Raw genomic sequence first — 24075 nt, 5'->3', positions numbered from 1 at the left:
TATGTCGCTGGCTAAAGCGTCCTTGTGGACGGCTACCAGTACGCTGGTAAAAATTGGTGCGGGTTTGTTGGTGGTAAAACTGCTGGCGGTCTCTTTCGGCCCTGCGGGTGTGGGCCAGGCGGGAAACTTCCGTCAGATGGTCACCGTGCTTGGCGTGTTGGCGGGCGCCGGGATTTTCAACGGCGTCACGAAATACGTTGCGCAGCACCATGATGACCCGGCGCGGTTGCGTAAGGTGGTGGGGACATCATCCGCAATGGTGTTGGGATTCTCTACGCTGATGGCGGCGATTTTTTTGCTGGCAGCAGCGCCTATCAGTCAGGGATTGTTTGGTCATACGCATTTTCAGGGGCTGGTACGCCTGGTTGCGCTGGTACAGATGGGGATTGCCTGGGCAAACCTGTTGCTGGCGTTGATGAAAGGATTCCGCGATGCCGCAGGTAATGCGCTATCGCTGATTATTGGCAGCCTGGTCGGCGTCGTGGCCTACTACGGCTGCTATCGGTTGGGCGGATACGAAGGTGCTTTGCTGGGGCTGGCGCTGGTACCAGCGCTGGTGGTGGTGCCCGCCATGCTTATGCTGATCAAGCGTGGAACCCTCCCTGTGCAATACCTGAAACCTTCCTGGGATAACGGGCTGGCAGGGAAACTTAGCAAGTTTACGTTGATGGCGCTCATTACCTCTGTGACGCTGCCCGTGGCGTATGTGATGATGCGAAACCTATTGGCGGCGCAATACAGCTGGGATGACGTGGGGATTTGGCAGGGGGTGAGCAGTATCTCTGATGCGTACCTGCAATTTATTACCGCTTCATTCAGTGTGTATCTGCTGCCAACACTGTCTCGCCTGACTGAAAAGCGCGACATCACGCGTGAAGTTATCAAATCGCTGAAATTTGTATTACCGGCAGTTGCCGCCGCGAGTTTTACCGTCTGGCTGTTACGTGATTTTGCTATCTGGCTGCTTTTCTCCGCTAAATTCACCGCCATGCGTGATTTGTTTGCCTGGCAACTGGTGGGGGATGTACTGAAAGTGGGTGCCTACGTATTTGGCTATCTGGTGATCGCGAAGGCCTCGCTGCGGTTTTATATTCTGGCCGAAATTAGCCAGTTCATTTTGTTGACGGCATTTGCCCACTGGTTGATCCCCGCGCACGGTGCTCTGGGCGCGGCACAGGCCTATATGGCAACGTACATCGTCTATTTTTCTCTTTGTTGTGGCGTGTTTTTACTCTGGCGTAGGCGGGTATGACTGTACTGATTCACGTTCTGGGATCGAATATCCCTCACCATAACCAAACCGTGCTGCGGTTCTTCAACGACGCGTTGGCTGCAACAAGTGAGCACGCACGCGTGTTTATGGTTGCCGGTCAGGATACGGGATTTAGCGAGAGCTACCCGGCGTTATCACTGAGTTTCTACGGTGGAAAAAAGGCGCTGGCAGAGGCCGTTATCGCCAAAGCTAAGACGGATCGCCAGCAGCGTTTCTTCTTTCATGGGCAGTTCAATACTAGTCTGTGGCTGGCATTGCTGAGCGGGGGGATTAAGCCTGAGCAGTTTTACTGGCATATTTGGGGTGCCGATCTGTATGAAGTCTCCAGTGGGCTGAAATTCCGTCTGTTTTACCCGATTCGCCGAATGGCACAAAACCGCGTGGGTTGTGTCTTTGCCACGCGAGGCGATCTGAGCTATTTCGCTGAGCTGCATCCGCGTGTTCGCGGGGAATTGCTCTATTTCCCAACCCGTATGGATCCGTCGCTGAACAATATGAGCAATGAGCGCCAGCGACGCGGGAAAATGACGATCCTGGTCGGAAACTCTGGCGATCGCAGTAATGAGCATATTGCCGCGCTGCGTGCTGTCCATCAGCAGTTCGGCGACACGGTTAACGTGATTGTGCCAATGGGTTACCCGGCAAATAATGCAGGCTATATTGAAGAAGTGCGCCAGGCGGGTCTGGCGTTATTTAGCGCCGATAACCTGCAAATTCTCAGTGAAAAGCTGGAGTTTGATGCCTATCTGGCGCTACTGCGTCAGTGCGATCTGGGTTACTTTATCTTTGCCCGTCAGCAGGGGATTGGTACATTGTGTCTGCTGATTCAGGCGGGGATCCCGTGCGTGCTCAATCGTGAAAACCCATTCTGGCAGGATATGGCAGAGCAAAACATCCCGGTTCTGTTTACGACAGATGTACTCAATGAAGGTATCGTACGCGAGGCGCAGCGCCAACTGGCATCGGTTGATAAAAGTGCAATTACTTTCTTTAGCCCGAATTATCTGCAACCGTGGCATAACGCGCTGCGCATTGCCTCAGGAGAAACCGTATGAGTCTGATGCAATTCAGCGGTCTGCTGGTGGTGTGGCTGCTCTCGACTTTGTTTATCGCCACGCTGACCTGGTTTGAATTCCGACGCGTGCGGTTTAACTTCAATGTCTTCTTCTCATTGCTGTTCTTATTGACGTTTTTCTTTGGTTTTCCGTTGACCAGCGTGCTGGTATTTCGCTTTGATGTGGCGGTGGCCCCGCCGGAAATTTTGCTGCAGGCGTTGCTGTCCGCTGCCTGCTTCTACGCAGTGTACTATGTGACCTATAAAACACGCCTGCGGAAACGGAGCCCGGAGAGAACGCGCAAACCGCTGTTTACCATCAATCGCGTTGAAGCACATTTGACCTGGATTATCCTGATGGCGATTGCGCTGGTGAGCGTGGGCATTTTCTTTATGCACAACGGTTTCCTGCTGTTCAGGTTGCAATCCTATAGCCAGATTTTCTCCAGTGAAGTCTCCGGGGTGGCTCTGAAACGCTTCTTCTACTTCTTCATTCCGGCGATGCTGGTGGTCTACTTCCTGCGTCAGGACAGCAAAGCGTGGTTGTTCTTCCTGGTGAGTACCGTTGCATTTGGTTTGCTGACGTACATGATTGTTGGCGGAACCCGCGCCAATATTATTATCGCGTTTGCCATTTTCCTGTTTATCGGCATTATTCGCGGCTGGATTTCGCTGTGGATGCTGGCCGCGGCGGGCGTCCTGGGTATTGTCGGGATGTTCTGGCTGGCGCTGAAGCGCTACGGGATGAACGTCAGCGGTGATGAGGCGTTCTATACTTTCCTGTACCTCACGCGCGATACCTTCTCGCCGTGGGAGAATCTGGCGCTATTGCTGCAAAATTACCACAATATTGAGTTTCAGGGACTGGCACCGATTGTTCGTGACTTCTACGTCTTTATCCCTTCCTGGCTGTGGCCGGGACGACCTGGCATTGTTCTCAACTCAGCGAACTACTTTACCTGGGAAGTGTTGAATAACCACTCGGGGCTGGCGATTTCGCCGACGTTAATTGGTTCGCTGGTGGTGATGGGCGGGGCGCTGTTTATACCGTTAGGCGCGATTGTCGTCGGCCTAATTATTAAATGGTTCGACTGGTTGTATGAATTAGGCAACCGGGAAACTAATCGCTATAAGTCGGCGATTTTGCACAGTTTCTGTTTCGGTGCCATTTTTAATATGATCGTTTTGGCACGTGAAGGGTTAGATTCGTTTGTCTCGCGAGTGGTTTTTTTCCTCGTGATTTTCGGCGTCTGTCTGTTGGTGGCAAAATTGTTGTACTGGCTGTTTGATAGTGCGGGACTCATCCATAAACGAATAAAGTCGGTGCCCCGGACACAGGTTGAAGGATCGTAATGACAGATAACACAACTGCGCCGCTGTATTCACTGCGCGGATTAGAACTGATTGGCTGGCGCGATATGCAACATGCGCTGAATTACCTGTTTGCCGAGGGACGTCTCAGGCAGGGGACGCTGGTAGCAATTAACGCTGAAAAAATGCTGACAGCGGAGGATAACCCAGAGGTTCGGACGTTGATCGAGGCCGCTGAGTTTAAATATGCGGATGGGATCAGCGTGGTGCGTTCCGTGTGTAAAAAATTCCCGCAGGCGCAGGTATCACGTGTGGCGGGGGCCGATCTCTGGGAAGCGCTGATGGCTCGCGCCGGGAAGGAAGGAACGCCCGTATTCCTGGTGGGCGGTAAGCCTGATGTCCTGACGCAAACAGAGGCAAAACTGCGCGCACAATGGCACGTCAATATTGTTGGCAGTCAGGACGGCTATTTTACCGCCGATCAGCGTCAGGCGCTGTTTGAGCGTATTCATGCCAGCGGCGCACAACTTGTTACCGTGGCGATGGGTTCGCCGAAACAAGAAATTTTTATGCGCGACTGTCGCCAGGTCCATCCGCATGCGCTGTATATGGGCGTGGGCGGCACCTACGATGTGTTTACCGGGCACGTAAAGCGCGCGCCCAAATTCTGGCAGAGCCTGGGATTGGAGTGGCTGTATCGCTTGCTGCTGCAACCGAGTCGTATCACCCGCCAACTTCGTTTATTACGTTATCTCCGCTGGCACTATACCGGCAATCTCTGACATCACCTCTGCGTTGTTCAGTAGCGCGTTATGCTAAACGCGCTACTTATTCACAACATAATCGCTGCTTTCTCGCACAATCTATTCATTTTTTGAATGCTTTAATTGCCATTTAGGCGATTTTAAGAAACCATTCGCAACAATCATTGCAGTGCCGTGGTGTTTTTGGCGCCAACCGTAAAGTGGTCGGTGCTGAATGGCCTGTTATGGCAAAAAACGATGTACCCATAACGATAACCGGTAATACCGGAAACGATGCAAACACAACAAGAGGATCTATGGCCGAGAACAAACCTGAGCTACAGCGTGGGCTGGAGGCTCGTCACATCGAATTAATTGCCCTTGGGGGCACCATTGGCGTCGGACTGTTTATGGGGGCTGCCAGTACCCTGAAATGGGCGGGACCGTCGGTTCTTCTGGCGTATATCGTCGCTGGGTTGTTCGTCTTCTTCATCATGCGTTCCATGGGGGAGATGTTGTTCCTGGAGCCGGTCACCGGCTCATTCGCCGTTTACGCTCACCGCTACATGAGCCCCTTCTTTGGCTATCTTACCGCATGGTCATACTGGTTTATGTGGATGGCGGTGGGGATCTCGGAGATTACCGCCATTGGGGTCTACGTGCAGTTCTGGTTCCCGGAAATGGCGCAATGGATACCCGCACTGATTGCTGTTGGACTGGTTGCGTTAGCAAACCTGGCAGCAGTTCGCTTGTATGGTGAAATCGAATTCTGGTTTGCCATGATCAAAGTGACCACCATCATTGTGATGATTGTCATTGGCGTAGGGGTTATTTTCTTCGGCTTTGGTAACGGTGGTCAGGCGATCGGCTTTGGCAATTTGACCGAGCATGGCGGTTTCTTCGCGGGGGGCTGGAAAGGGTTCCTGACAGCATTGTGTATTGTTGTTGCTTCCTATCAGGGCGTGGAGCTGATCGGCATCACGGCTGGTGAAGCGAAGAACCCACAGGTCACGCTGCGTAGCGCGGTAGGTAAAGTGCTGTGGCGTATCCTGATTTTCTACGTGGGGGCGATTTTTGTTATCGTCACTATTTTCCCGTGGAATGAGATTGGCAGTAACGGCAGCCCGTTCGTTCTCACTTTTGCCAGGATTGGTATTACAGCAGCCGCTGGGATTATCAACTTTGTGGTCCTGACGGCGGCGCTATCTGGCTGTAACAGCGGGATGTACAGCTGTGGCCGTATGCTCTATGCGCTGGCAAAGAATCGCCAACTACCCGCCGCTGTTGGAAAAGTTTCGCGTCATGGCGTACCGGTTGCCGGCGTGGCCATTTCTATCGCCATCCTGCTGATTGGTTCGTGCCTGAACTACATCATTCCCAACCCGCAGCGTGTATTCGTTTATGTTTATAGCGCCAGCGTACTGCCGGGGATGGTGCCATGGTTTGTGATCCTGATAAGCCAGCTGCGTTTCCGTCAGGCCCATAAGGCGGCGATCGCCAGTCATCCTTTCCGCTCGATTTTGTTCCCGTGGGCGAATTATTTGACGATGGCGTTCCTGATTTGCGTATTAATCGGCATGTACTTTAATGAAGATACCCGAATGTCGCTGTTTGTTGGCATCGGCTTCTTACTGGCGGTGACGCTCATTTATAAGGTTTTTGGCCTGAATCGTCATGGCACAGCCCAAAAATTGCAGGAATAAGCGACAAAACGCACAAAGCGTGACCAAACGATAATTTATTTTAAAAAAGCACTAGACAGCAGACCGAGACCTCCGTAATATCCAGCCCCGCAACGGCGCTAAGCGCCCGTAGCTCAGCTGGATAGAGCGCTGCCCTCCGGAGGCAGAGGTCTCAGGTTCGAATCCTGTCGGGCGCACCATTTAGTAATGGTGCCGGAGCTGCGGTGGTTTTAATACCGCGTAAAAGATTTGCAGTGGTGGCTATAGCTCAGTTGGTAGAGCCCTGGATTGTGATTCCAGTTGTCGTGGGTTCGAATCCCATTAGCCACCCCATTAATTTAAAGTTGTGAAATGCGAAGGTGGCGGAATTGGTAGACGCGCTAGCTTCAGGTGTTAGTGTCCTTAGGATGTGGGGGTTCGAGTCCCCCCCCTCGCACCACGACTTAAAGAATTGAACTAAAAATTCAAAAAGCAGTAAAACGGCGAGTAGCGCAGCTTGGTAGCGCAACTGGTTTGGGACCAGTGGGTCGGAGGTTCGAATCCTCTCTCGCCGACCAATTTTGAACCCCGCTTCGGCGGGGTTTTTTGTTTTCTGTTCTTCGCTTTTGTACCTCTTCTCCCCCAAATGTCATGAAGTCCTAAAAAGCCGCAATCCCTGGTTTTTACAGTGCAATCACCGCATACGCTGTGTAATAATATGCGTGTAGATGCTCATTCCATCTCTTATGTTCGCCATCAGGCCTCATAAACTCAGGAATGATGCAGAGCCGTTTACGGTGCTTATCGTCCACTGACAGATGTCGCTTTAGCTTCATCAAACACCATGGACATAACGTTGAGTGAAGCACCCATTTATGTTGTCATACAGACCTGTTTAACGCCTGCTCCTTACCGAGCGGGCGTTTTTTTATGCATAAACAAAATCCTTCGAGCTGCTTCTCGAATGATTTTGCGTATACGATTGAAAAATATGTAGGCCCGGTAAGCGAAAGCGTCACCGGGCATTCAGGAGTTACTGCGGGGGATTGTTGTTCTGCAGTGTCAACATCAGGCCATCACGACGCAGGGTGGCGGCTTCTTCCGGCTGATGCAGCCTGTCCAGTGCGTCGGCAAGCCAGGCGTAGTCGTATGCATCCGGGCGTTGTTTAAGCGCGGCACGGAAGGCGAGCGTAGCTTCCTGCCATTCACCGTGCTTCATCAATGACTGACCAAGCGTACTCCACAGCAGTGGGCGGTCGCCCACCACTTTAATTTGCTGGCGCAGTACTTTTTCTATCTGTTCCGGGTTGTTGGTTTTCAGACGTGGGATCGGCAGCACCAGGCGGTCGTCATACTGACGTTTCAGACCATCGATGATGATTTGCTGTGCCGTATCGTGATCGTCACACTCAATCAGATGTTCTGCCATCGCCACCTGCAGGGCAACCTGATGACGAGTCTTACGGCTCTGGTTTTTCCACCATGCGCGTAATCCCTCGCTGCCCTGATCGGCGCGAACCTGATCCATCAGACCCACCCATGCCTGCTGTTCCAGCATCGCACGGTGCTCGTCATCACCCACATGCGCTTTCGCCATTGATGGAATGATATCCAGCAAAGAACTCCATGCGCCGGTGCGAATATAAGCCTGTTCAGCCAGGCGCAAGACTTCCGGATGACGTGGCGTCACTTCCAGCAGTTTGTCTACGCTGTGGCGTGCGGCATGGTTTTCATTACGCGCCAGCTGCAAACGAACACGGGCTATTTCGACTGGGATCGTATCATTTCCGGCGAGTTCGGCTGCGCGTTCAAGGTGTTGATTAGCGCGAGCTTCATCACCACGCTGCTGAGCCGCTTCTGCCGCCAACAGGTAATTCACCACCGGCTGTTCTGCGTGATCGGCATTTTTTGACATCAGCTTTTCAACCTGCTGATAGTCGCCTTCTGCCAGTTTAAGCAGCGCCTGCTCGGTCTGTTTACGCGCACGACGGCGTTTACGCCCCACGAACCAGCCGCGGGTATGCGCACCAGTACGGAATATACGGCGCAGCAGCCACTCAATCGCAAAAAGAATGACCATCGCGACGATCAGAATGATCACCAGACCCGTCACGCTGGTTTCGATGTTGTAGTTATCCGTCTGGATCAGCACGTAGCCCTGATGACCGGCTATCATCGGACCGACGACGATCCCGGCGATCAACAGCACAAAGAGCAACAATACTTTTAGCATCATTATTCTCCCTGCGGCGCGGCTGCCGGAGCATCTGCCTGAGGTACTGGTGCAGGTGCGGCTTCAGCCGGTGATGTGGATGGCTGGGCCAGCAAATTACGCACGCGAGTCTGCATTAGCTTCTCAAGAATAACCTGGCTCTGAAGCGTTTCCGGTACGTCCATGCTGATGCTTTGCTGGCTCAGTTGATCGACCTCTTCAAGGAACGCTTTTGTCGCCGCATCGTCAGTGTCGTAATAGGCGCGAACCCACGTGGAGACATTTTCCAGCGCCTGGCGGTATGTTTCTTCCTGATGGCGAGGTACGGCTTGCGCCGCCACTAGCAGGCGTGAACGGATGTTCTCACGTAAGTAAACATCCTGGTTTGGCGCCAGTAGCGGGACGGCGGTTTCATCACGACGGCGAATGGTGATAAAACTGTCCATAAAGTTCTGCCAGCTTTTTTGCAGATTGACGCGCCATTCGCTAATGGAACTGGAAAGCTCGCTGCTGTCAGAATCCATCGGTGAATCATCGGTATCGTTATCAGCCAGACGCAGGTTATCAATTTGGTTAGCGAGCTGGTTTACCTTGAGGATAATGCCATCATAGTCGACCTGAGTTACCGCAGAGAGGCTGGCGATATCGTCGGTAATCGCGCGACGAGCGGCAATTAAACTGGGGTCATTCATGTCAGCCAGGCTGGCGTCGGCGCTTTTCAGCAACGCTGCGGCGGTGGTAACGTCCTGATCGCTCCATAATTTACGCCCCGCCAGTTTCACCAGAAAATCGGCCTGCGCCAGTAGCCAGGTTTTGGCATCGCTTCCGGAGATAGTGGCGATTTTTTGCTGAACCTCATCAAGCTGTTTGGCCAGCGCAGTCTGCTGGCGATTGGCTTCATCCAGCTGTGTTGCCTGCTGCTTAATAATGCCTTCCAGCTCGGTCTTTTGGGTTTCTTGCGCTTTTTGCAGCGCCATGAGCTGGTTTGCCAGCGCATCACTGGTTGCTGTCTGCGTAGTGGCCTGCTGTTTTCCCCAGCCATACAGCCCCACACCTGCCGCCAGCGCAATAGCAATCGCCACCGCGCTCAGAATCAGCGCCGTGCTGTTCTTACTCTTTTTTTCAGTATTGACTGGCTGTGATGTGGTTTCCACGGCCTCCCTGGTCTCTTCAACCACGGCGGAGGTTTTTTCTTGTTCCGTCATTATGGCATCCCATTATGAGAGTTATTGTAATGCGCGTAGCAGCGCATCGTTGTCAGCGTTATCAGCGACCTTAATATCTTGCCAGCCCAGTTCCCGGGCGAGGTGCGCCAGACGCTCACTGACGACCAGCAGCCGACAGCGTAGTAACCAGTGCTCACGATACCATTGCGGAATGAGCGACCAGAGCTGTTGTAGCATCTCTCCGCTGGTGACAACCAGCGTGGTCACGCCGCGAGATTGCCAGCGCATCGCTTCCTCTGCGCCATCGTAATGTTTTGCACTGCGTTGATAACATTCACAAAAATCGACATCAGCTCCGCGTGCTGTCAGGGTTTCACCTATTAGCTCGCGGCCACCGTTGCCGCGTAATATCAGTGCGCGTTTTCCCGCAATATTTTGTAATTCAGGTAATTGTAGCAAGACTTCGCTGATTTCCCGATCCAGAGGGTAGTGAATATTGCATCCGCTCACGGTGTGTAACGCCAGCGCCGTTGTACGGCCGATGGCAAAATAGTGCGGGAGAGTGGACCAACTTACCCCTTGCCGCTGAAGCTCGGCATCGGCAAAGGTGACGGCGTGCTGCGAGAGTGCGAAGACCAGATCGTTTTCGGTGAGCGCCGAAAGACGGGGGGCAAGCGTTGGCAGTTCCCGGCCCGGCGCGAACTCAATAAGCGGAAAGCTCCAGGCCACCTGCCCCAGTGTGCGCAGACGGCTCACTAACTCTTCCCCAGTGGGAGACGGGCGGGTGACCAGAATACTCATGCGGGGGCATCTCCGTTATAAACTTCAGCCAGAATGGCGCGCGCACCGTTCTCCAGCAGTTCTTCTGCCAGAGATATACCCATTTTTTCCGCATCCTGCGCGGCGCCGCGACGTTCTCCGCATACCATCTGCGAACCGTCAGGCGCGCCAACCAGCGCTCGTAGCCAAATCTCACCGTTGATGAGTTCGGCATAACTGCCGATGGGCACCTGACATCCCCCTTCCAGGCGGGTGTTCATGGCACGTTCGGCTTTGACGCGTAGCGCAGTTTCTTCATGGTTGAGCGGCGCTAACAGCGCCTGAGTGCGCATGTCATCCAGTCGACATTCTATGCCAACTGCGCCTTGTCCGACCGCAGGCAGGGAGACTTCTGGCGGCAGAGCAGTACGGATTCGCGACTCCAGTCCTAAGCGTTTTAATCCGGCGACCGCCAGAATAATCGCGTCGTAGTCGCCGTTATCCAGTTTGCTCAGGCGAGTGCCTACGTTGCCGCGCAGCGAACGGATGATGAGGTCCGGACGACGCTTCGCCAACTGGCACTGGCGACGTAAGCTGGACGTTCCAACGATGCTACCTGCCGGGAGTTCATCCAGCGTGTTGTACTTATTGGAGACAAAAGCATCACGCGGATCTTCACGCTCGCAAATGGTGACCAGTCCAAGACCGTCAGGGAATTCAACCGGCACATCCTTCATGGAGTGCACGGCGATATCGGCGCGTTTTTCCAGTAGTGCGACTTCCAGCTCTTTAACAAACAAACCTTTACCCCCGACTTTTGCCAGTGGGGTATCCAGAATCACGTCGCCACGGGTCACCATGGGAACCAGTTCCACGATCAGACCGGGGTGGTTTGCCATTAAGGCGTCTTTGACATAATGTGCCTGCCAGAGCGCAAGGGGGCTTTGGCGTGTGGCAATTCTCAAAACATTGTCTAACATGCTTGTTACCGTCATTATCAATCATTGACCATCCTAACATCCTTATCAAAGGGATGTCAGCGTTACGCTCAAACGTAAGTGAGAGGAAAAGGCGCTGCATCATCACTGGCAGTGATTAATGACGAGAAACCTCCCGACCGTATGAAGGAATTTACACGTAACGAACGGTGCTACACTTGTAAGTAGCGCATCTTTCTTTACGGTCAATGAGCAAGGTGTTAAATTGATCACGTTTTAGACCATTTTTTCATCTGTAACTAATAAAAGTGCAGGTGAAAAAGGTAACGGTTATTTTTGACATACGGTTTATCCGGATTGATAACGAGGGTGGTGAGCGTTTGCGCCGCCGCTATCGACACCATGACGGATGCAACATCAGGCGATACGTCTTGTACCTCTATATTGAGACTCTGAAACAGAGACTGGATGCCATAAATCAACTGCGTGTGGATCGCGCGCTTGCTGCCATGGGACCTGCCTTCCAGCAGGTATACAGTCTGCTGCCGACATTATTGCACTACCACCACCCACTGATGCCGGGTTACCTCGATGGTAACGTTCCCAAAGGCATATGCTTTTACACGCCTGATGAAACCCAACGCCACTACCTGAATGAGCTGGAACTGTACCGCGGTATGTCGCCGCAGGATCCCCCAAAGGGCGAACTGCCGATCACCGGCGTTTACTCGATGGGCAGTACCTCTTCGGTAGGGCAGAGCTGTTCGTCTGACCTTGATATCTGGGTCTGCCATCAATCCTGGCTGGATAGCGAAGAGCGCCAGTTGCTGCAGCGTAAATGTAGCCTGCTGGAAAGTTGGGCCGCGTCGCTGGGCGTGGAAGTCAGTTTCTTCCTGATTGACGAAAACCGTTTCCGTCACAATGAAAGCGGCAGTCTGGGTGGTGAGGACTGTGGCTCGACGCAGCATATTCTGCTGCTTGATGAATTCTATCGCACCGCTGTGCGCCTCGCGGGTAAACGTATTCTGTGGAATATGGTGCCGGGCGACGAAGAAGAGCATTACGACGATTACGTCATGACGCTCTACGCACAAGGGGTGCTAACGCCAAACGAATGGTTGGATCTCGGCGGGCTCAGTTCGCTCTCTGCCGAAGAGTATTTTGGCGCCAGCCTCTGGCAGCTGTACAAGAGTATCGACTCCCCGTACAAAGCGGTGCTGAAAACGCTGCTGCTGGAAGCCTATTCCTGGGAATACCCCAATCCACGCCTGTTGGCGAAAGACATTAAACAGCGCCTGCACGACGGCGAGATTGTCTCTTTTGGTCTCGACCCATACTGCATGATGCTGGAGCGCGTGACCGAATACCTCACGGCGATCGAAGACCCGACGCGTCTGGATTTAGTGCGTCGATGTTTCTACTTAAAAGTCTGTGAGAAACTGAGCCGTGAACGCGCCTGCGTGGGCTGGCGTCGTGAAGTATTAAGTCAGTTAGTGACAGAGTGGGGTTGGGATGAAGCCCGTCTGACCATGCTGGATAATCGCGCTAACTGGAAAATTGACCAGGTACGCGAAGCGCACAACGAACTGCTCGACGCAATGATGCAGAGCTATCGTAATTTGATCCGTTTTGCGCGCCGTAACAATCTTAGCGTCAGCGCCAGTCCGCAGGATATTGGCGTGCTGACCCGTAAGCTGTATGCCGCATTTGAAGCCTTGCCCGGCAAAGTGACGCTGGTGAACCCGCAGATCTCACCGGATCTCTCAGAACCCAATCTGACCTTTATCCATGTACCGCCGGGTCGTGCCAACCGTTCGGGTTGGTATCTTTACAACCGTGCGCCGAACATGGACTCGATCATCAGCCATCAGCCGCTGGAATATAACCGCTATCTCAACAAGCTGGTGGCGTGGGCATGGTTCAATGGCCTGCTGACATCGCGTACGCATTTGTTTATTAAGGGTAACGGTATTGTCGACTTGCCGAAGCTGCAGGAGATGGTCGCTGATGTGTCGCACCACTTCCCGCTGCGACTGCCTGCGCCAACGCCGAAAGCGCTATACAGCCCGTGCGAAATTCGCCATCTGGCGATTATCGTTAACCTCGAATATGACCCGACGGCAGCGTTTCGCAATCAGGTGGTGCATTTTGATTTCCGTAAGCTGGATGTCTTCAGCTTTGGCGAAGAGCAAAATTGTCTGGTGGGTAGCGTAGACCTGCTGTATCGCAACTCGTGGAATGAAGTGCGAACCCTGCACTTCAACGGCGAGCAGGCGATGATTGAAGCGTTAAAAACGATTCTGGGCAAAATGCATCAGGATGCCGCACCGCCGGATAGCGTCGAGGTCTTCTGCTATAGCCAGCATCTGCGCGGTTTAATTCGTACTCGCGTACAGCAACTGGTGTCTGAGTGCATCGAATTACGCCTGTCCAGTACGCGCCAGGAAACCGGACGCTTTAAAGCACTGCGTGTTTCCGGCCAGACATGGGGACTGTTCTTCGAACGTCTGAACGTCTCGGTACAGAAGCTGGAAAACGCGATTGAATTCTATGGCGCGATTTCACATAACAAACTGCACGGGCTTTCCGTCCAGGTTGAAACCAACCATGTGAAACTCCCGTCGGTGGTGGACGGATTTGCCAGTGAAGGGATCATTCAGTTCTTTTTCGAAGAAACGGGTGATGAGCAGGGCTTTAACATCTACATTCTGGACGAGAGTAACCGGGTCGAGGTGTATCACCACTGTGAAGGTAGCAAAGAGGAACTGGTACGCGACGTCAGCCGTTTCTATTCATCGTCGCACGATCGCTTCACTTACGGCTCCAGTTTTATCAACTTTAACCTGCCGCAGTTTTATCAGATTGTGAAAACTGACGGGCGCGCGCAGGTGATCCCGTTCCGCACCCAGCCGATTAGTCCAGTCCCGCAAACCAGTCAGGATAACGACACGCCGCTGTTGCAGCAGTATTTTTCGTGAACATGATGCCGGATGCCGGTGTAAACACCTTATCCGGCAATCACACTTAGCGGAAGCTCACCTCTTCACCTGCCTGCTGCGTTGCCGCCTGTTCCAGCAGATCCCAGAACGTTTCGCCGCTGCGATCGCAGATCCACTCGTCGCCTTTCAGATCAAAGTGGTAGCCGCCCTGTTTGGTCGCCAGCCACACCTGGTGCAGCGGCTCCTGACGGTTAATGATAATTTTACTGCCGTTTTCGAAGCTGATGGTCAGCACGCCGCCGTTGATTTCACAATCGATATCGCTGTCGCCGTCCCAGTCGTCCAGGCGTTCTTCAATGGTCATCCACAGGGTGTCGGCAAGGCGATGAAATTCACTGTCGTTCATTTTTTTATCCTGTTTTTCGTGATGGTCGCAGTATAACGCGGAATAAATCACGTTGCAGTTTTTAGCCAAACTCTTGCTTTTACGCCTTCTCCTGCGATGATAGAAAACAGAAAGCATGAACTTACAGGCAATCCATAATGAAAAACGTGTTTCAGGCACTCGCTGTACTTTTTACACTGTTCAGCCTGACGGGCTGTGGTCTGAAGGGACCTCTCTATTTCCCGCCAGCAGACAAAAACGCGCCGCCTCCGACGAAGAGCATTCAGTCACCAGCACAATCTACGACGCCAGATAAAAACGATCGTGGAATCAGTGATGGACCTTCTCAGGTGAATTACTGACGGTAAGTTTCTGTACCCGCGTGAACGGAGTAAACAATGCAATTCTCTAAAATGCATGGCCTTGGCAACGATTTTATGGTCGTCGACGCGGTAACGCAGAATGTCTTTTTCTCACCCGAGCTGATCCGCCGCCTGGCCGACAGACATCTCGGCGTTGGATTTGATCAACTGCTGGTGGTTGAGCCTCCGTACGATCCGGAGCTGGATTTCCACTACCGTATTTTTAATGCCGACGGCAGTGAAGTGTCACAGTGTGGCAATGGCGCCCGCTGTTTTGCCCGCTTTGTTCGCCTGAAAGGGCTGACCAATAAGCGCGATATTCGCGTCAGTACTGCGAATGGCCGGATGGTATTAAGCGTAACGGATGATGAGCTGGTGCGGGTCAACATGGGTGAACCCAACTTTGAACCCTCGCAGGTCCCTTTTCGTGCCAATAAAGCAGAGAAGACCTATATTATGCGAGTGGCCGAGCAGACAGTATTGTGCGGCGTAGTTTCAATGGGGAATCCGCACTGCGTGATTCAGGTTGATGATGTTGATACGGCCACGGTAGAAACACTGGGACCGGTTCTGGAAAGTCACGAGCGCTTCCCTGAACGCGCCAATATCGGCTTCATGCAAGTGGTCAAGCGTGAGCATATTCGACTGCGTGTTTATGAGCGCGGGGCGGGTGAAACGCAGGCCTGCGGCAGCGGGGCGTGCGCCGCTGTTGCGGTTGGTATTCAGCAGGGTCTGCTGGCAGATGAAGTGAGGGTGGAATTACCGGGCGGTCGACTTGATATCGCCTGGAAAGGCCCGGGTCATCCGTTATATATGACTGGCCCGGCGGCACATGTCTACGACGGATTTATTCACTTATGAAGCAACCAGGGGAAGAACTACAGGAAACGCTCATGGAACTGGACGACCGGGCGGTCGTCGATTATCTGCAACGTAATCCTGAGTTTTTTATCCGTAATGCTCAAGCGGTTGAAGCGATGCGCGTCCCGCACCCGGTGCGGGGCACGGTCTCTTTAGTTGAATGGCATATGGCTCGGGCACGTAATCATATTAACGTGCTGGAAGAGAACATGGCGCTGTTGATGGAACAAGCGAATGCCAACGAAAGCCTGTTCTATCGACTGTTAAATCTGCAAGGACGACTGGTGTCCGCGAACAGTCTCGACGACATGCTGATGCGATTTCATCGCTGGGCGCGTGAGTTAGGGCTGGCGGGAGCGACGATTCGTTTGTTCCCGGATCGCTGGCGACTTGGCGCGCCCTCAAAATTCACCCATCTGGCATTAAGCCGTCAGGCTTTTGAACCGTTGCGTATCCAGCGTTTGGGTCAGTCGCAGCACTATCTTGGGCCGCTTAATGGTCCGGAATTGCTGGTGATGATGCCGGAGGCGAAAGCCATAGGCTCAGTCGCGATGTCGATGCTCGGGCAGGATGGATCCCTTGGCGTGATGCTGTTCAGCAGTCGTGATGTTAATCATTACCAGCAGGGGCAAGGCACGCAATTGCTGCAGGAAATCTCGCTGATGTTGCCGGAGCTGCTGGAGCGCTGGATTGAACGCGTATGACCGATTCACCCCTTTCTCAGGATGTGGCGCGCTTTTTGCGCTATCTGGGCGTTGAGCGCCAGCTTAGCCCGATCACCTTGCTTAATTATCAGCGTCAGCTTGATGCCATCATCGCGTTAGCCGGTGAAACCGGTCTGCAAAGCTGGCAGCAGTGTGATGCGCTCATGGTTCGTAGTTTTGCCGTGCGCAGTCGCCGTAAAGGGTTGGGACCGGCGAGCCTGGCTTTGCGCCTGTCTGCGCTGCGCAGTTTCTTCGACTGGATGGTCAGTCAGGGCGAGCTGAACGCCAATCCGGCAAAAAGCGTTTCCGCACCCAAAGCGCCGCGCCATTTACCCAAAAATATCGACGTCGACGACGTTAATCGCCTGCTGGATATCGATCTCAACGATCCCCTCGCCGTGCGCGACCGTGCGATGCTGGAAGTGATGTACGGTGCCGGGCTGCGTTTATCTGAACTGGTTGGGCTGGATATTAAACATCTCGATCTCGACACCGGCGAAGTGTGGGTGATGGGCAAGGGCAGTAAAGAGCGCCGCCTGCCGATTGGCCGCAATGCGGTGGCGTGGATTGAGCACTGGCTGGATCTGCGCGGGCTATTTGGCAGCGATGACGATGCGCTATTTCTGTCAAAACTGGGCAAACGCATCTCTGCGCGGAACGTGCAGAAACGCTTTGCTGAATGGGGTATCAAGCAGGGGCTGAACAGCCACGTACATCCCCACAAACTACGCCACTCCTTTGCGACGCATATGCTGGAGTCGAGCGGCGATCTGCGCGGAGTGCAGGAGTTATTGGGTCATGCCAATCTCTCCACAACCCAAATCTATACCCATCTTGATTTTCAACACCTGGCTTCAGTGTACGATGCGGCGCATCCGCGCGCCAAACGGGGGAAATAATGCGTTTTTACCGGCCTTTGGGGCGCATTTCTGCGCTCACCTTTGACCTTGATGACACTCTTTACGATAACCGTCCCGTTATCACACGCACCGAGCAGGAAGCGCTCGCGTTTGTACAGAATTACCATCCGGCGCTGAGTTCGCTGCAAAATAGCGACCTCCAGCGCTTACGTCAGGCCGTTCGCGACGCCGAGCCGGAAATCTACCACGATGTTACCCAATGGCGTCACCGTGCCGTAGAGCGCGCTATGCTGGAAGCGGGTTTGTCAGCGGCAGAAGCCAGAATGGGGGCGAATGCGGCGATGATGAATTTTGCCAAATGGCGTAGCCGCATTGAAGTCCCGCAGACGACGCATGACACGCTGAAAGCGCTGGCCCGCAAATGGCCGCTGGTGGCGATTACCAACGGTAACGCGCAGCCGGAACTGTTTGGCCTGGGTGATTACTTTGAGTTTGTGCTGCGCGCCGGTCCCGACGGACGATCAAAACCGTTCAGCGACATGTACGCGCTGGCGGCGAAAAAACTGAACATGCCTGTGGGTGAGATCCTGCATGTGGGTGATGACCTGACGACAGACGTCGCGGGCGCCATCCGTTGTGGTATGCAGGCCTGCTGGATCAAACCGGAAAATGCCGACCTGATGCACACCGCAGACAGTCGTTTGCTGCCGCATATCGAAATTTCACAGTTGGCATCTCTGACCTCGCTGATATAATCATCAGCAACTCTGTATAAATTCCCAGTGTATTTCTGGGACTCTTTTTTTTCCGGCGGTGCCAATGGACGTTTCTTACCTGCTCGATAGCCTCAATGACGAACAGCGCCAGGCTGTGGCCGCGCCACGCAGCAACATGTTGGTTCTGGCAGGCGCGGGGAGTGGTAAAACGCGCGTGCTTGTGCACCGTATCGCCTGGTTACTGACGGTAGAGAACAACTCGCCGTACTCAATTATGGCGGTAACCTTTACCAACAAAGCGGCGGCGGAAATGCGCCACCGTATTGGTCAGATCATGGGAACCAGCCAGGGCGGTATGTGGGTGGGTACGTTCCACGGTCTGGCGCACCGTCTGCTGCGCGCGCACCATATGGATGCCAACCTGCCGCAGGATTTCCAGATCCTCGACAGCGAAGACCAATTGCGTCTGCTCAAGCGCCTGATCAAGGCGATGAACCTGGATGAGAAGCAGTGGCCGCCGCGTCAGGCGATGTGGTTTATCAATAGCCAGAAAGACGAAGGGCTGCGTCCGCACCACCTGCAAAGCTACGGTAACCCGGTTGAACAAACCTGGCAGAAGGTTTATCAAGCCTATCAGGAAGCGTGTGACCGCGCCGGGTTGGTGGATTTCGCCGAGCTGCTGCTGCGCGCCCATGAACTGTGGCTCAACAAACCGCATATCCTGCAGCACTATCGCGAACGCTTTACCAATATCCTGGTGGACGAATTCCAGGACACCAACAACATTCAATACGCCTGGATCCGCCTGCTGGCGGGCGATACCGGTAAAGTGATGATCGTGGGTGATGACGACCAGTCGATCTACGGCTGGCGCGGGGCGCAGGTGGAAAACATCCAGCGCTTCCTCACCGATTTCCCGGGCGCAGAAACCATTCGCCTCGAGCAGAATTACCGCTCGACCAACAATATCCTCAGCGCAGCTAACGCCCTGATTGAGAACAACAACGGACGTCTGGGTAAAAAGCTGTGGACCGACGGCGTCGACGGTGAACCGATCTCGCTGTACTGCGCGTTCAACGAGCTCGATGAAGCGCGCTTTGTCGTTAACCGCATCAAGACCTGGCAGGACAACGGTGGTGCGCTGGAGCAATGCGCTATTCTTTATCGCAGCAACGCCCAGTCGCGCGTACTGGAAGAGGCGTTGTTACAGGCCAGCATGCCGTATCGGATTTATGGCGGGATGCGCTTCTTCGAACGCCAGGAAATCAAAGATGCACTCTCTTACCTGCGCCTGATCGCTAATCGCAATGACGACGCCGCATTTGAGCGCGTGGTGAATACACCGACCCGCGGGATTGGTGATCGTACTTTAGATGTGGTGCGTCAGACCTCCCGTGACCGCCAGCTAACGCTGTGGCAGGCCTGTCGTGAACTGTTGCAGGAAAAAGCCCTTGCGGGTCGCGCCGCCAGCGCCTTACAGCGTTTTATGGAGCTGATTGACGCACTGGCCCAGGAGACCGCCGATATGCCGCTGCACGTGCAAACTGACCGGGTGATTAAAGACTCCGGGCTGCGCATGATGTACGAGCAGGAAAAAGGCGAGAAGGGCCAGACGCGTATCGAAAACTTAGACGAACTGGTGACGGCAACGCGCCAGTTCAGCTACAACGAAGAAGATGAAGACTTAATGCCGCTGCAGGCATTCCTGTCTCACGCCGCGCTGGAAGCGGGCGAAGGGCAGGCGGATACCTGGCAGGATGCGGTTCAGCTGATGACCCTGCACTCGGCGAAAGGTCTGGAGTTCCCGCAGGTGTTTATCGTCGGCATGGAAGAAGGCATGTTCCCCAGCCAGATGTCGCTGGACGAAGGCGGACGTCTCGAAGAGGAACGCCGCCTTGCCTACGTCGGCGTGACCCGCGCAATGCAAAAGCTGACGCTGACCTACGCCGAAACGCGTCGTCTGTACGGCAAAGAGGTTTACCATCGCCCGTCGCGCTTTATTGGTGAACTGCCGGAAACGTGTGTTGAAGAGGTACGTCTGCGCGCCACGGTCAGCCGTCCGGTGAGCCATCAGCGAATGGGCACGCCAATGGCGGAAAATGATACCGGCTATAAGCTTGGCCAGCGGGTGCGCCATGCCAAGTTTGGCGAGGGCACCATTGTCAATCTGGAAGGCAGCGGCGAGCACAGTCGTTTGCAGGTTGCGTTCCAGGGGCAGGGGATCAAATGGCTGGTGGCGGCCTATGCCCGACTGGAAACGGTATAACTTTCAGAAAAATATCATTATTTTGTAACGATCTGCTAGCCTTACTGATGAGCAGGTAATTTATCCAGGCTAGCGTTTCGTTGCGTGTTGACGTCAAAATTTTGCTGGCGTAACATGCGCGCACGATTACGCTAAGAGGACATTCGCCTTGGACACACCCAGTAGATACTGGCTCATTATCCTGTCATCCAGGATCAACTCCTAAGGCTATCCCTTTTTGCTGATAGCCTTCGCGGTTGTCAGCGACCTTCTGTTTTTTCCCGTCGCGCTGAGTCAGGCTGTTTAATGGTCTGAAACCCAATTTGTTTCTGTGTGCCCTCCGAACTGTCCGATAATTTTTTGCATTGGGAGTCCCGGTCATGCTGAGCGCATTTCAACTGGAAAACAATCGTTTAACTCGCCTTGAGGCAGACGAGATCGAGCACCTGGCCAGTTCGGTTTGGGTCGATTTAGTCGAGCCGGATGACGAAGAACGAAACCGTGTGCAAAAGGACTTGGGCCAGAATCTGGCTACGCGCCCTGAACTGGAAGACATCGAAGCATCCGCGCGTTTTTTTGAAGACGAAGACGGTCTGCACATTCACTCCTTCTTCTTTTATGAAGACGCCGACGATCACGCGGGTAACTCAACCGTCGCATTTACTATTCGCGAAGGCCGTCTGTTTACCCTGCGCGAGCGCGAATTGCCGGCCTTTCGCCTGTACCGCATGCGTGCGCGTAACCAGGCGATGGTGGATGGCAATGCCTACGAGCTGTTGCTCGACCTGTTCGAAACCAAAATTGAACAGCTGGCGGATGAGATCGAAAACATCTACAGCGACCTGGAAAAACTCAGCCGTGTGATCATGGAAGGGCGTCAGGGCGATGAATATGACGAAGCGCTGTCGACGCTGGCGGAACTGGAAGATATCGGCTGGAAGGTACGTCTGTGTCTGATGGATACCCAGCGCGCACTGAATTTCCTGGTGCGTAAAGCGCGGTTGCCGGGCAGTCAGCTGGAGCAGGCGCGTGAGATCCTGCGCGATATCGAATCTCTGCTGCCGCACAATGAATCGCTGTTCCAGAAGGTTAACTTCCTGATGCAGGCGGCGATGGGTTTTATCAACATCGAGCAGAACCGCATCATCAAGATCTTCTCGGTGGTCTCCGTGGTGTTCCTGCCGCCGACGCTGGTGGCTTCAAGCTACGGGATGAACTTTGAATTCATGCCGGAACTGCACTGGAGCTTCGGTTATCCTGGGGCGATTGTCTTTATGATGCTCGCCGGTCTGGCGCCGTATCTGTACTTTAAGCGCAAGAACTGGCTGTAATAGCGGTGACTTATCCGGCCTACGGCGATGTGCTTTTGTAGGCCGGATAAGCGAAGCGCCATCCGGCAATGCCCTAGCTCCGACGTACCCGTCGTTGCGTATAAATCGCATCCATCACGAAAATCGCCAGCGCGACCCAGATAAACGCAAATGTGACCATTTTATCCGTTCCTGGGACTTCACCGTAGAAGGTGACGGCCAGCAGGAACATCAGCGTAGGTCCGATATACTGGAAGAAACCCAGCGTCGACAGACGCAGGCGGGTTGCCGCGCCGGTAAAGCACAGCAGCGGAATGGTGGTCACGACACCCGCAGCAATCAGCAGCAGATTGAGCGACATCGGGTTTTGCCCCATATGGCTGGTTGGGCTGTCCGCAATACCAAACAGATAGATGGCTGCAACGGGTAAAAGCCACAGGGTTTCGATCAGCATGCCGGTTTGTGCTTCGACCGCAATCTTCTTGCGCACCAGACCATAGAAAGCAAAGCTGAACGCCAGTCCTAGCGCGATTATTGGCAGCGATCCAAAGGTCCACAGCTGTACCAGTACGCCACAGGCGGCTAACAGTACCGCCAGCCACTGCATGCGACGAAAGCGTTCGCCGAGGAAAAGCATTCCCAGCACAATATTCACCAGTGGGTTAATAAAATAGCCGAGGCTGGCTTCCAGCATATGGTGATTATTGACTGCCCAAATGAACAGCAGCCAGTTTCCGCCGATGAGCACTGCAGAGAGCGCCAGCAGGAAGATCTTCTTTGGCGTTTGTAGCAGCGTTTTGACACCCGACCACTGGCGGCTGATGCTCATCAGTACCACCATAAAGAAAAATGACCAGATGACGCGGTGCGTCAGGATCTCATCTGCCGGGACATAGTAAATCAGCTTGAAGTAGGCAGGAGCGATACCCCAAATAAAATAAGCAGCAAGAGCGAGTAACACGCCCTGCCGCGTTTGTTTAGCATCCATCGGGAAAACTCATTGCAGAAATGTAACAGCAGTTTACCTTTTTTTGGCTGCTTACCCCACCATATAAGTGGCGGTTGCGCTGGCAATATAAAGCTGTTCTTCGTTATGCAGTTCCACGCGTGCAACGGCGACTTTATTACCCGCCCGCAGCAGGCTGCTGGTGGCGGTAAAGCGGTTCCCTCTACCAGGGCGCAGGTAATCAACGCGCAAATCGATGGTTCCCATGCGTGACATCCGCTGACGCAGTTCGTCTTCGCTGATCGTTTCATGGCGAGTCAGCGTACTCCCAACGCACACCAGTCCGGCGGCGACGTCCAGCGCCGAGGCGATCACGCCGCCATGCAAAATGCTTTGCGCCCAGTTGCCGACCATCATCGGTTGGTTATTAAAGGCTAATTGAGCAAATTCTTTCTCATAGCGTTCAAGCTCCAGTCCCAGCGCCCGGTTAAACGGCATATGATAGACAAACATTTCACCCACTAACTTCAGCGCTTCCTCAGCAGTAAGTACGGCAGACATATGATCCCTACATCCTAATGGTTAATGAAATGTTGATATTATGCTTATTATTTGTTGTTTTCTACTTTAGGACGGGATAACTAACGAGGAACTCGCTAAGTATGTAGAATACTTGCCAGATAATTATACAATTCATCAATATTTTGGTTCAGGAGAACAGTACTGATGCGGGCGATTCTGGGATGGTTACTACCAGCAGTCATGCTGCCGTTGACCGCGTATGCGCAGGAAGCGACAGTGAAAGAGATTCATGATGCACCGGCGGTTCGTGGCAGTATTATCGCCAACATGCTGCAGGAACATGACAACCCTTTCACGCTTTATCCTTATGACACTAACTATCTTATCTACACCAATACCAGTGACATGAACAAAGAGGCGATCAGCAGCTATAGCTGGTCCGAAAATGCGCGCAAAGATGAGGTTAAGTTTCAGCTAAGCCTGGCGTTTCCGCTCTGGCGCGGGATATTAGGCCCAAATTCGGTACTCGGCGGCTCCTATACCCAGAAGTCCTGGTGGCAGCTTTCTAACAGTGAAGAGTCTTCACCGTTTCGCGAAACCAACTACGAACCGCAATTGTTCCTCGGTTTCGCCACCGACTACCGCTTTGCCGGTTGGACGCTTCGTGATGTCGAAATGGGTTATAACCATGACTCCAACGGTCGCTCCGATCCCACTTCACGTAGCTGGAACCGTCTTTATACTCGTCTGATGGCTGAAAACGGTAACTGGCTGGTGGAAGTTAAGCCGTGGTACGTCATTGGCAGCACTGATGATAACCCGGATATCACAAAATATATGGGCTACTATCAGCTCAAACTGGGTTATCACCTCGGTGACGCCGTCTTAAGTGCGAAAGGTCAGTACAACTGGAATACCGGTTACGGCGGCGCTGAGTTGGGTGTCAGTTACCCCATTACGAAGCATGTACGTCTTTACACCCAGGTTTACAGCGGTTACGGCGAATCGCTGATTGACTATAACTTCAATCAGACCCGTGTTGGTGTGGGCGTGATGCTCAACGATATCTTCTGATAAGTATTGAGAGTATTTTAATCATTGCAGTTTC

Annotated in this window: 22 protein-coding genes and 4 tRNA genes; 19 read left to right on the top strand and 7 right to left on the bottom strand. The window is 53.5% G+C overall.

All coding sequences use genetic code 11. From position 1 onward, the window contains the following. Nucleotide 1 precedes the first annotated feature (1 nt). The 9 genes from wzxE (at nucleotide 2) to G8S19_RS21995 (ending at nucleotide 6620) form a co-directional block, all read left to right on the top strand. Nucleotides 2-1252 (top strand): lipid III flippase WzxE, encoded by a 1251-nt coding sequence (gene wzxE, locus G8S19_RS22035; protein WP_115601244.1) that lies wholly within the window; start codon nucleotides 2-4, stop codon nucleotides 1250-1252. Beyond that, entirely contained in the window at nucleotides 1249-2328 is a 1080-nt protein-coding gene (locus G8S19_RS22030; protein WP_253685881.1) for a TDP-N-acetylfucosamine:lipid II N-acetylfucosaminyltransferase, read from the top strand. The genes wzxE and G8S19_RS22030 overlap by 4 nt, the downstream gene beginning before the upstream one ends. After that, a complete protein-coding gene (gene wzyE / locus G8S19_RS22025; protein WP_048214069.1) occupies nucleotides 2325-3680 on the top strand; it encodes an ECA oligosaccharide polymerase in 1356 nt (451 codons plus the stop codon). The genes G8S19_RS22030 and wzyE overlap by 4 nt, the downstream gene beginning before the upstream one ends. Next, the gene (gene wecG / locus G8S19_RS22020) at nucleotides 3680-4420 is read left to right on the top strand and encodes a lipopolysaccharide N-acetylmannosaminouronosyltransferase (RefSeq protein ID WP_005133328.1); all 741 of its coding nucleotides are present in this window, start codon (nucleotides 3680-3682) and stop codon (nucleotides 4418-4420) included. The genes wzyE and wecG overlap by 1 nt, the downstream gene beginning before the upstream one ends. Nucleotides 4421-4698: 278 nt before the next feature. Beyond that, nucleotides 4699-6084, top strand: coding sequence for an amino acid permease (locus G8S19_RS22015; RefSeq protein ID WP_048214071.1), 1386 nt, complete (start codon nucleotides 4699-4701; stop codon nucleotides 6082-6084). A gap of 102 nt (nucleotides 6085-6186) precedes the next feature. Continuing rightward, nucleotides 6187-6263, top strand: a tRNA-Arg gene (locus G8S19_RS22010). A gap of 57 nt (nucleotides 6264-6320) precedes the next feature. Then, nucleotides 6321-6396 (top strand) — tRNA-His (locus G8S19_RS22005). Between the two features lie 20 nt (nucleotides 6397-6416). Beyond that, nucleotides 6417-6502, top strand: a tRNA-Leu gene (locus tag G8S19_RS22000). 41 nt (nucleotides 6503-6543) lie between these two features. Continuing rightward, nucleotides 6544-6620, top strand: a tRNA-Pro gene (locus tag G8S19_RS21995). A gap of 455 nt (nucleotides 6621-7075) precedes the next feature. On the opposite strand, the gene hemY is transcribed toward G8S19_RS21995, so the two are convergent. The 4 genes from hemY to hemC are packed head-to-tail and all read right to left on the bottom strand — an operon-like array spanning nucleotide 7076 to nucleotide 11159. Next, a complete protein-coding gene (gene hemY, locus G8S19_RS21990) occupies nucleotides 7076-8275 on the bottom strand; it encodes a protoheme IX biogenesis protein HemY (protein ID WP_101743061.1) in 1200 nt (399 codons plus the stop codon). Nucleotides 8276-8277: 2 nt separating this feature from the next. Then, nucleotides 8278-9459 (bottom strand): uroporphyrinogen-III C-methyltransferase, encoded by a 1182-nt coding sequence (gene hemX, locus G8S19_RS21985; RefSeq protein WP_048214073.1) that lies wholly within the window; start codon nucleotides 9457-9459, stop codon nucleotides 8278-8280. 21 nt (nucleotides 9460-9480) lie between these two features. Next, on the bottom strand, nucleotides 9481-10221 hold the full coding sequence (gene hemD / locus G8S19_RS21980; protein WP_253685880.1) for a uroporphyrinogen-III synthase: 741 nt from the start codon (nucleotides 10219-10221) through the stop codon (nucleotides 9481-9483). Then, on the bottom strand, nucleotides 10218-11159 hold the full coding sequence (gene hemC / locus G8S19_RS21975) for a hydroxymethylbilane synthase (RefSeq protein ID WP_137345892.1): 942 nt from the start codon (nucleotides 11157-11159) through the stop codon (nucleotides 10218-10220). Before hemC ends, hemD begins: the two co-directional genes overlap by 4 nt. A 389-nt stretch (nucleotides 11160-11548) precedes the next feature. Here hemC and cyaA point away from each other — a divergent pair, with 389 nt between their 5' ends. Next, complete coding sequence (cyaA, locus tag G8S19_RS21970; protein ID WP_048214075.1) at nucleotides 11549-14095, top strand: class I adenylate cyclase; 2547 nt, start codon at nucleotides 11549-11551, stop codon at nucleotides 14093-14095. A gap of 46 nt (nucleotides 14096-14141) precedes the next feature. On the opposite strand, the gene cyaY is transcribed toward cyaA, so the two are convergent. Beyond that, a complete protein-coding gene (gene cyaY / locus G8S19_RS21965; RefSeq protein WP_003828967.1) occupies nucleotides 14142-14462 on the bottom strand; it encodes an iron donor protein CyaY in 321 nt (106 codons plus the stop codon). 137 nt (nucleotides 14463-14599) lie between these two features. Here cyaY and G8S19_RS21960 point away from each other — a divergent pair, with 137 nt between their 5' ends. The 8 genes from G8S19_RS21960 to corA all read left to right on the top strand — a co-directional run bounded on the left by G8S19_RS21960 (nucleotide 14600) and on the right by corA (nucleotide 21520). Then, nucleotides 14600-14803 carry a lipoprotein gene (locus G8S19_RS21960; RefSeq protein WP_005133315.1) on the top strand — a complete coding sequence of 68 codons (204 nt, stop codon included), beginning with the start codon at nucleotides 14600-14602 and terminating at the stop codon, nucleotides 14801-14803. Nucleotides 14804-14839: 36 nt separating this feature from the next. Then, a complete protein-coding gene (dapF, locus tag G8S19_RS21955) occupies nucleotides 14840-15664 on the top strand; it encodes a diaminopimelate epimerase (protein WP_005133314.1) in 825 nt (274 codons plus the stop codon). Next, the gene (locus G8S19_RS21950; RefSeq protein ID WP_048214077.1) at nucleotides 15661-16368 is read left to right on the top strand and encodes a DUF484 domain-containing protein; all 708 of its coding nucleotides are present in this window, start codon (nucleotides 15661-15663) and stop codon (nucleotides 16366-16368) included. Before dapF ends, G8S19_RS21950 begins: the two co-directional genes overlap by 4 nt. Continuing rightward, entirely contained in the window at nucleotides 16365-17267 is a 903-nt protein-coding gene (gene xerC, locus G8S19_RS21945; RefSeq protein WP_048214078.1) for a tyrosine recombinase XerC, read from the top strand. The genes G8S19_RS21950 and xerC overlap by 4 nt, the downstream gene beginning before the upstream one ends. Next, the gene (gene yigB / locus G8S19_RS21940; protein ID WP_101743043.1) at nucleotides 17267-17983 is read left to right on the top strand and encodes a 5-amino-6-(5-phospho-D-ribitylamino)uracil phosphatase YigB; all 717 of its coding nucleotides are present in this window, start codon (nucleotides 17267-17269) and stop codon (nucleotides 17981-17983) included. The genes xerC and yigB overlap by 1 nt, the downstream gene beginning before the upstream one ends. 64 nt (nucleotides 17984-18047) lie before the next feature. Further along, the gene (gene uvrD, locus G8S19_RS21935; protein WP_115601240.1) at nucleotides 18048-20210 is read left to right on the top strand and encodes a DNA helicase II; all 2163 of its coding nucleotides are present in this window, start codon (nucleotides 18048-18050) and stop codon (nucleotides 20208-20210) included. A 148-nt stretch (nucleotides 20211-20358) separates the two neighbouring features. Next, nucleotides 20359-20415, top strand: a complete 57-nt coding sequence (gene ysgD / locus G8S19_RS21930; RefSeq protein WP_212723238.1) for a YsgD/CorL family protein — start codon at nucleotides 20359-20361, stop codon at nucleotides 20413-20415. A gap of 154 nt (nucleotides 20416-20569) precedes the next feature. Further along, on the top strand, nucleotides 20570-21520 hold the full coding sequence (corA, locus tag G8S19_RS21925; protein WP_003017920.1) for a magnesium/cobalt transporter CorA: 951 nt from the start codon (nucleotides 20570-20572) through the stop codon (nucleotides 21518-21520). 73 nt (nucleotides 21521-21593) lie between these two features. Here the strand turns inward: corA and rarD are convergent, their stop codons facing one another. Continuing rightward, nucleotides 21594-22487, bottom strand: coding sequence for an EamA family transporter RarD (rarD, locus tag G8S19_RS21920; RefSeq protein WP_101743044.1), 894 nt, complete (start codon nucleotides 22485-22487; stop codon nucleotides 21594-21596). 51 nt (nucleotides 22488-22538) lie between these two features. Then, nucleotides 22539-23006, bottom strand: a complete 468-nt coding sequence (gene yigI / locus G8S19_RS21915) for an acyl-CoA thioesterase YigI (RefSeq protein WP_003017917.1) — start codon at nucleotides 23004-23006, stop codon at nucleotides 22539-22541. Nucleotides 23007-23171: 165 nt separating this feature from the next. On the opposite strand from yigI, the gene pldA reads away from it, so the two are divergent. Further along, the gene (gene pldA, locus G8S19_RS21910; RefSeq protein ID WP_003017916.1) at nucleotides 23172-24041 is read left to right on the top strand and encodes a phospholipase A; all 870 of its coding nucleotides are present in this window, start codon (nucleotides 23172-23174) and stop codon (nucleotides 24039-24041) included. Nucleotides 24042-24075: the final 34 nt, after the last annotated feature.

This window comes from Citrobacter sp. SX206, assembly GCF_024181025.1.
GTDB lineage: Bacteria > Pseudomonadota > Gammaproteobacteria > Enterobacterales > Enterobacteriaceae > Citrobacter > Citrobacter youngae.
Note: the sequence above shows the minus strand (reverse complement) of the source record. Positions and strands in the feature narration are given on the sequence as shown.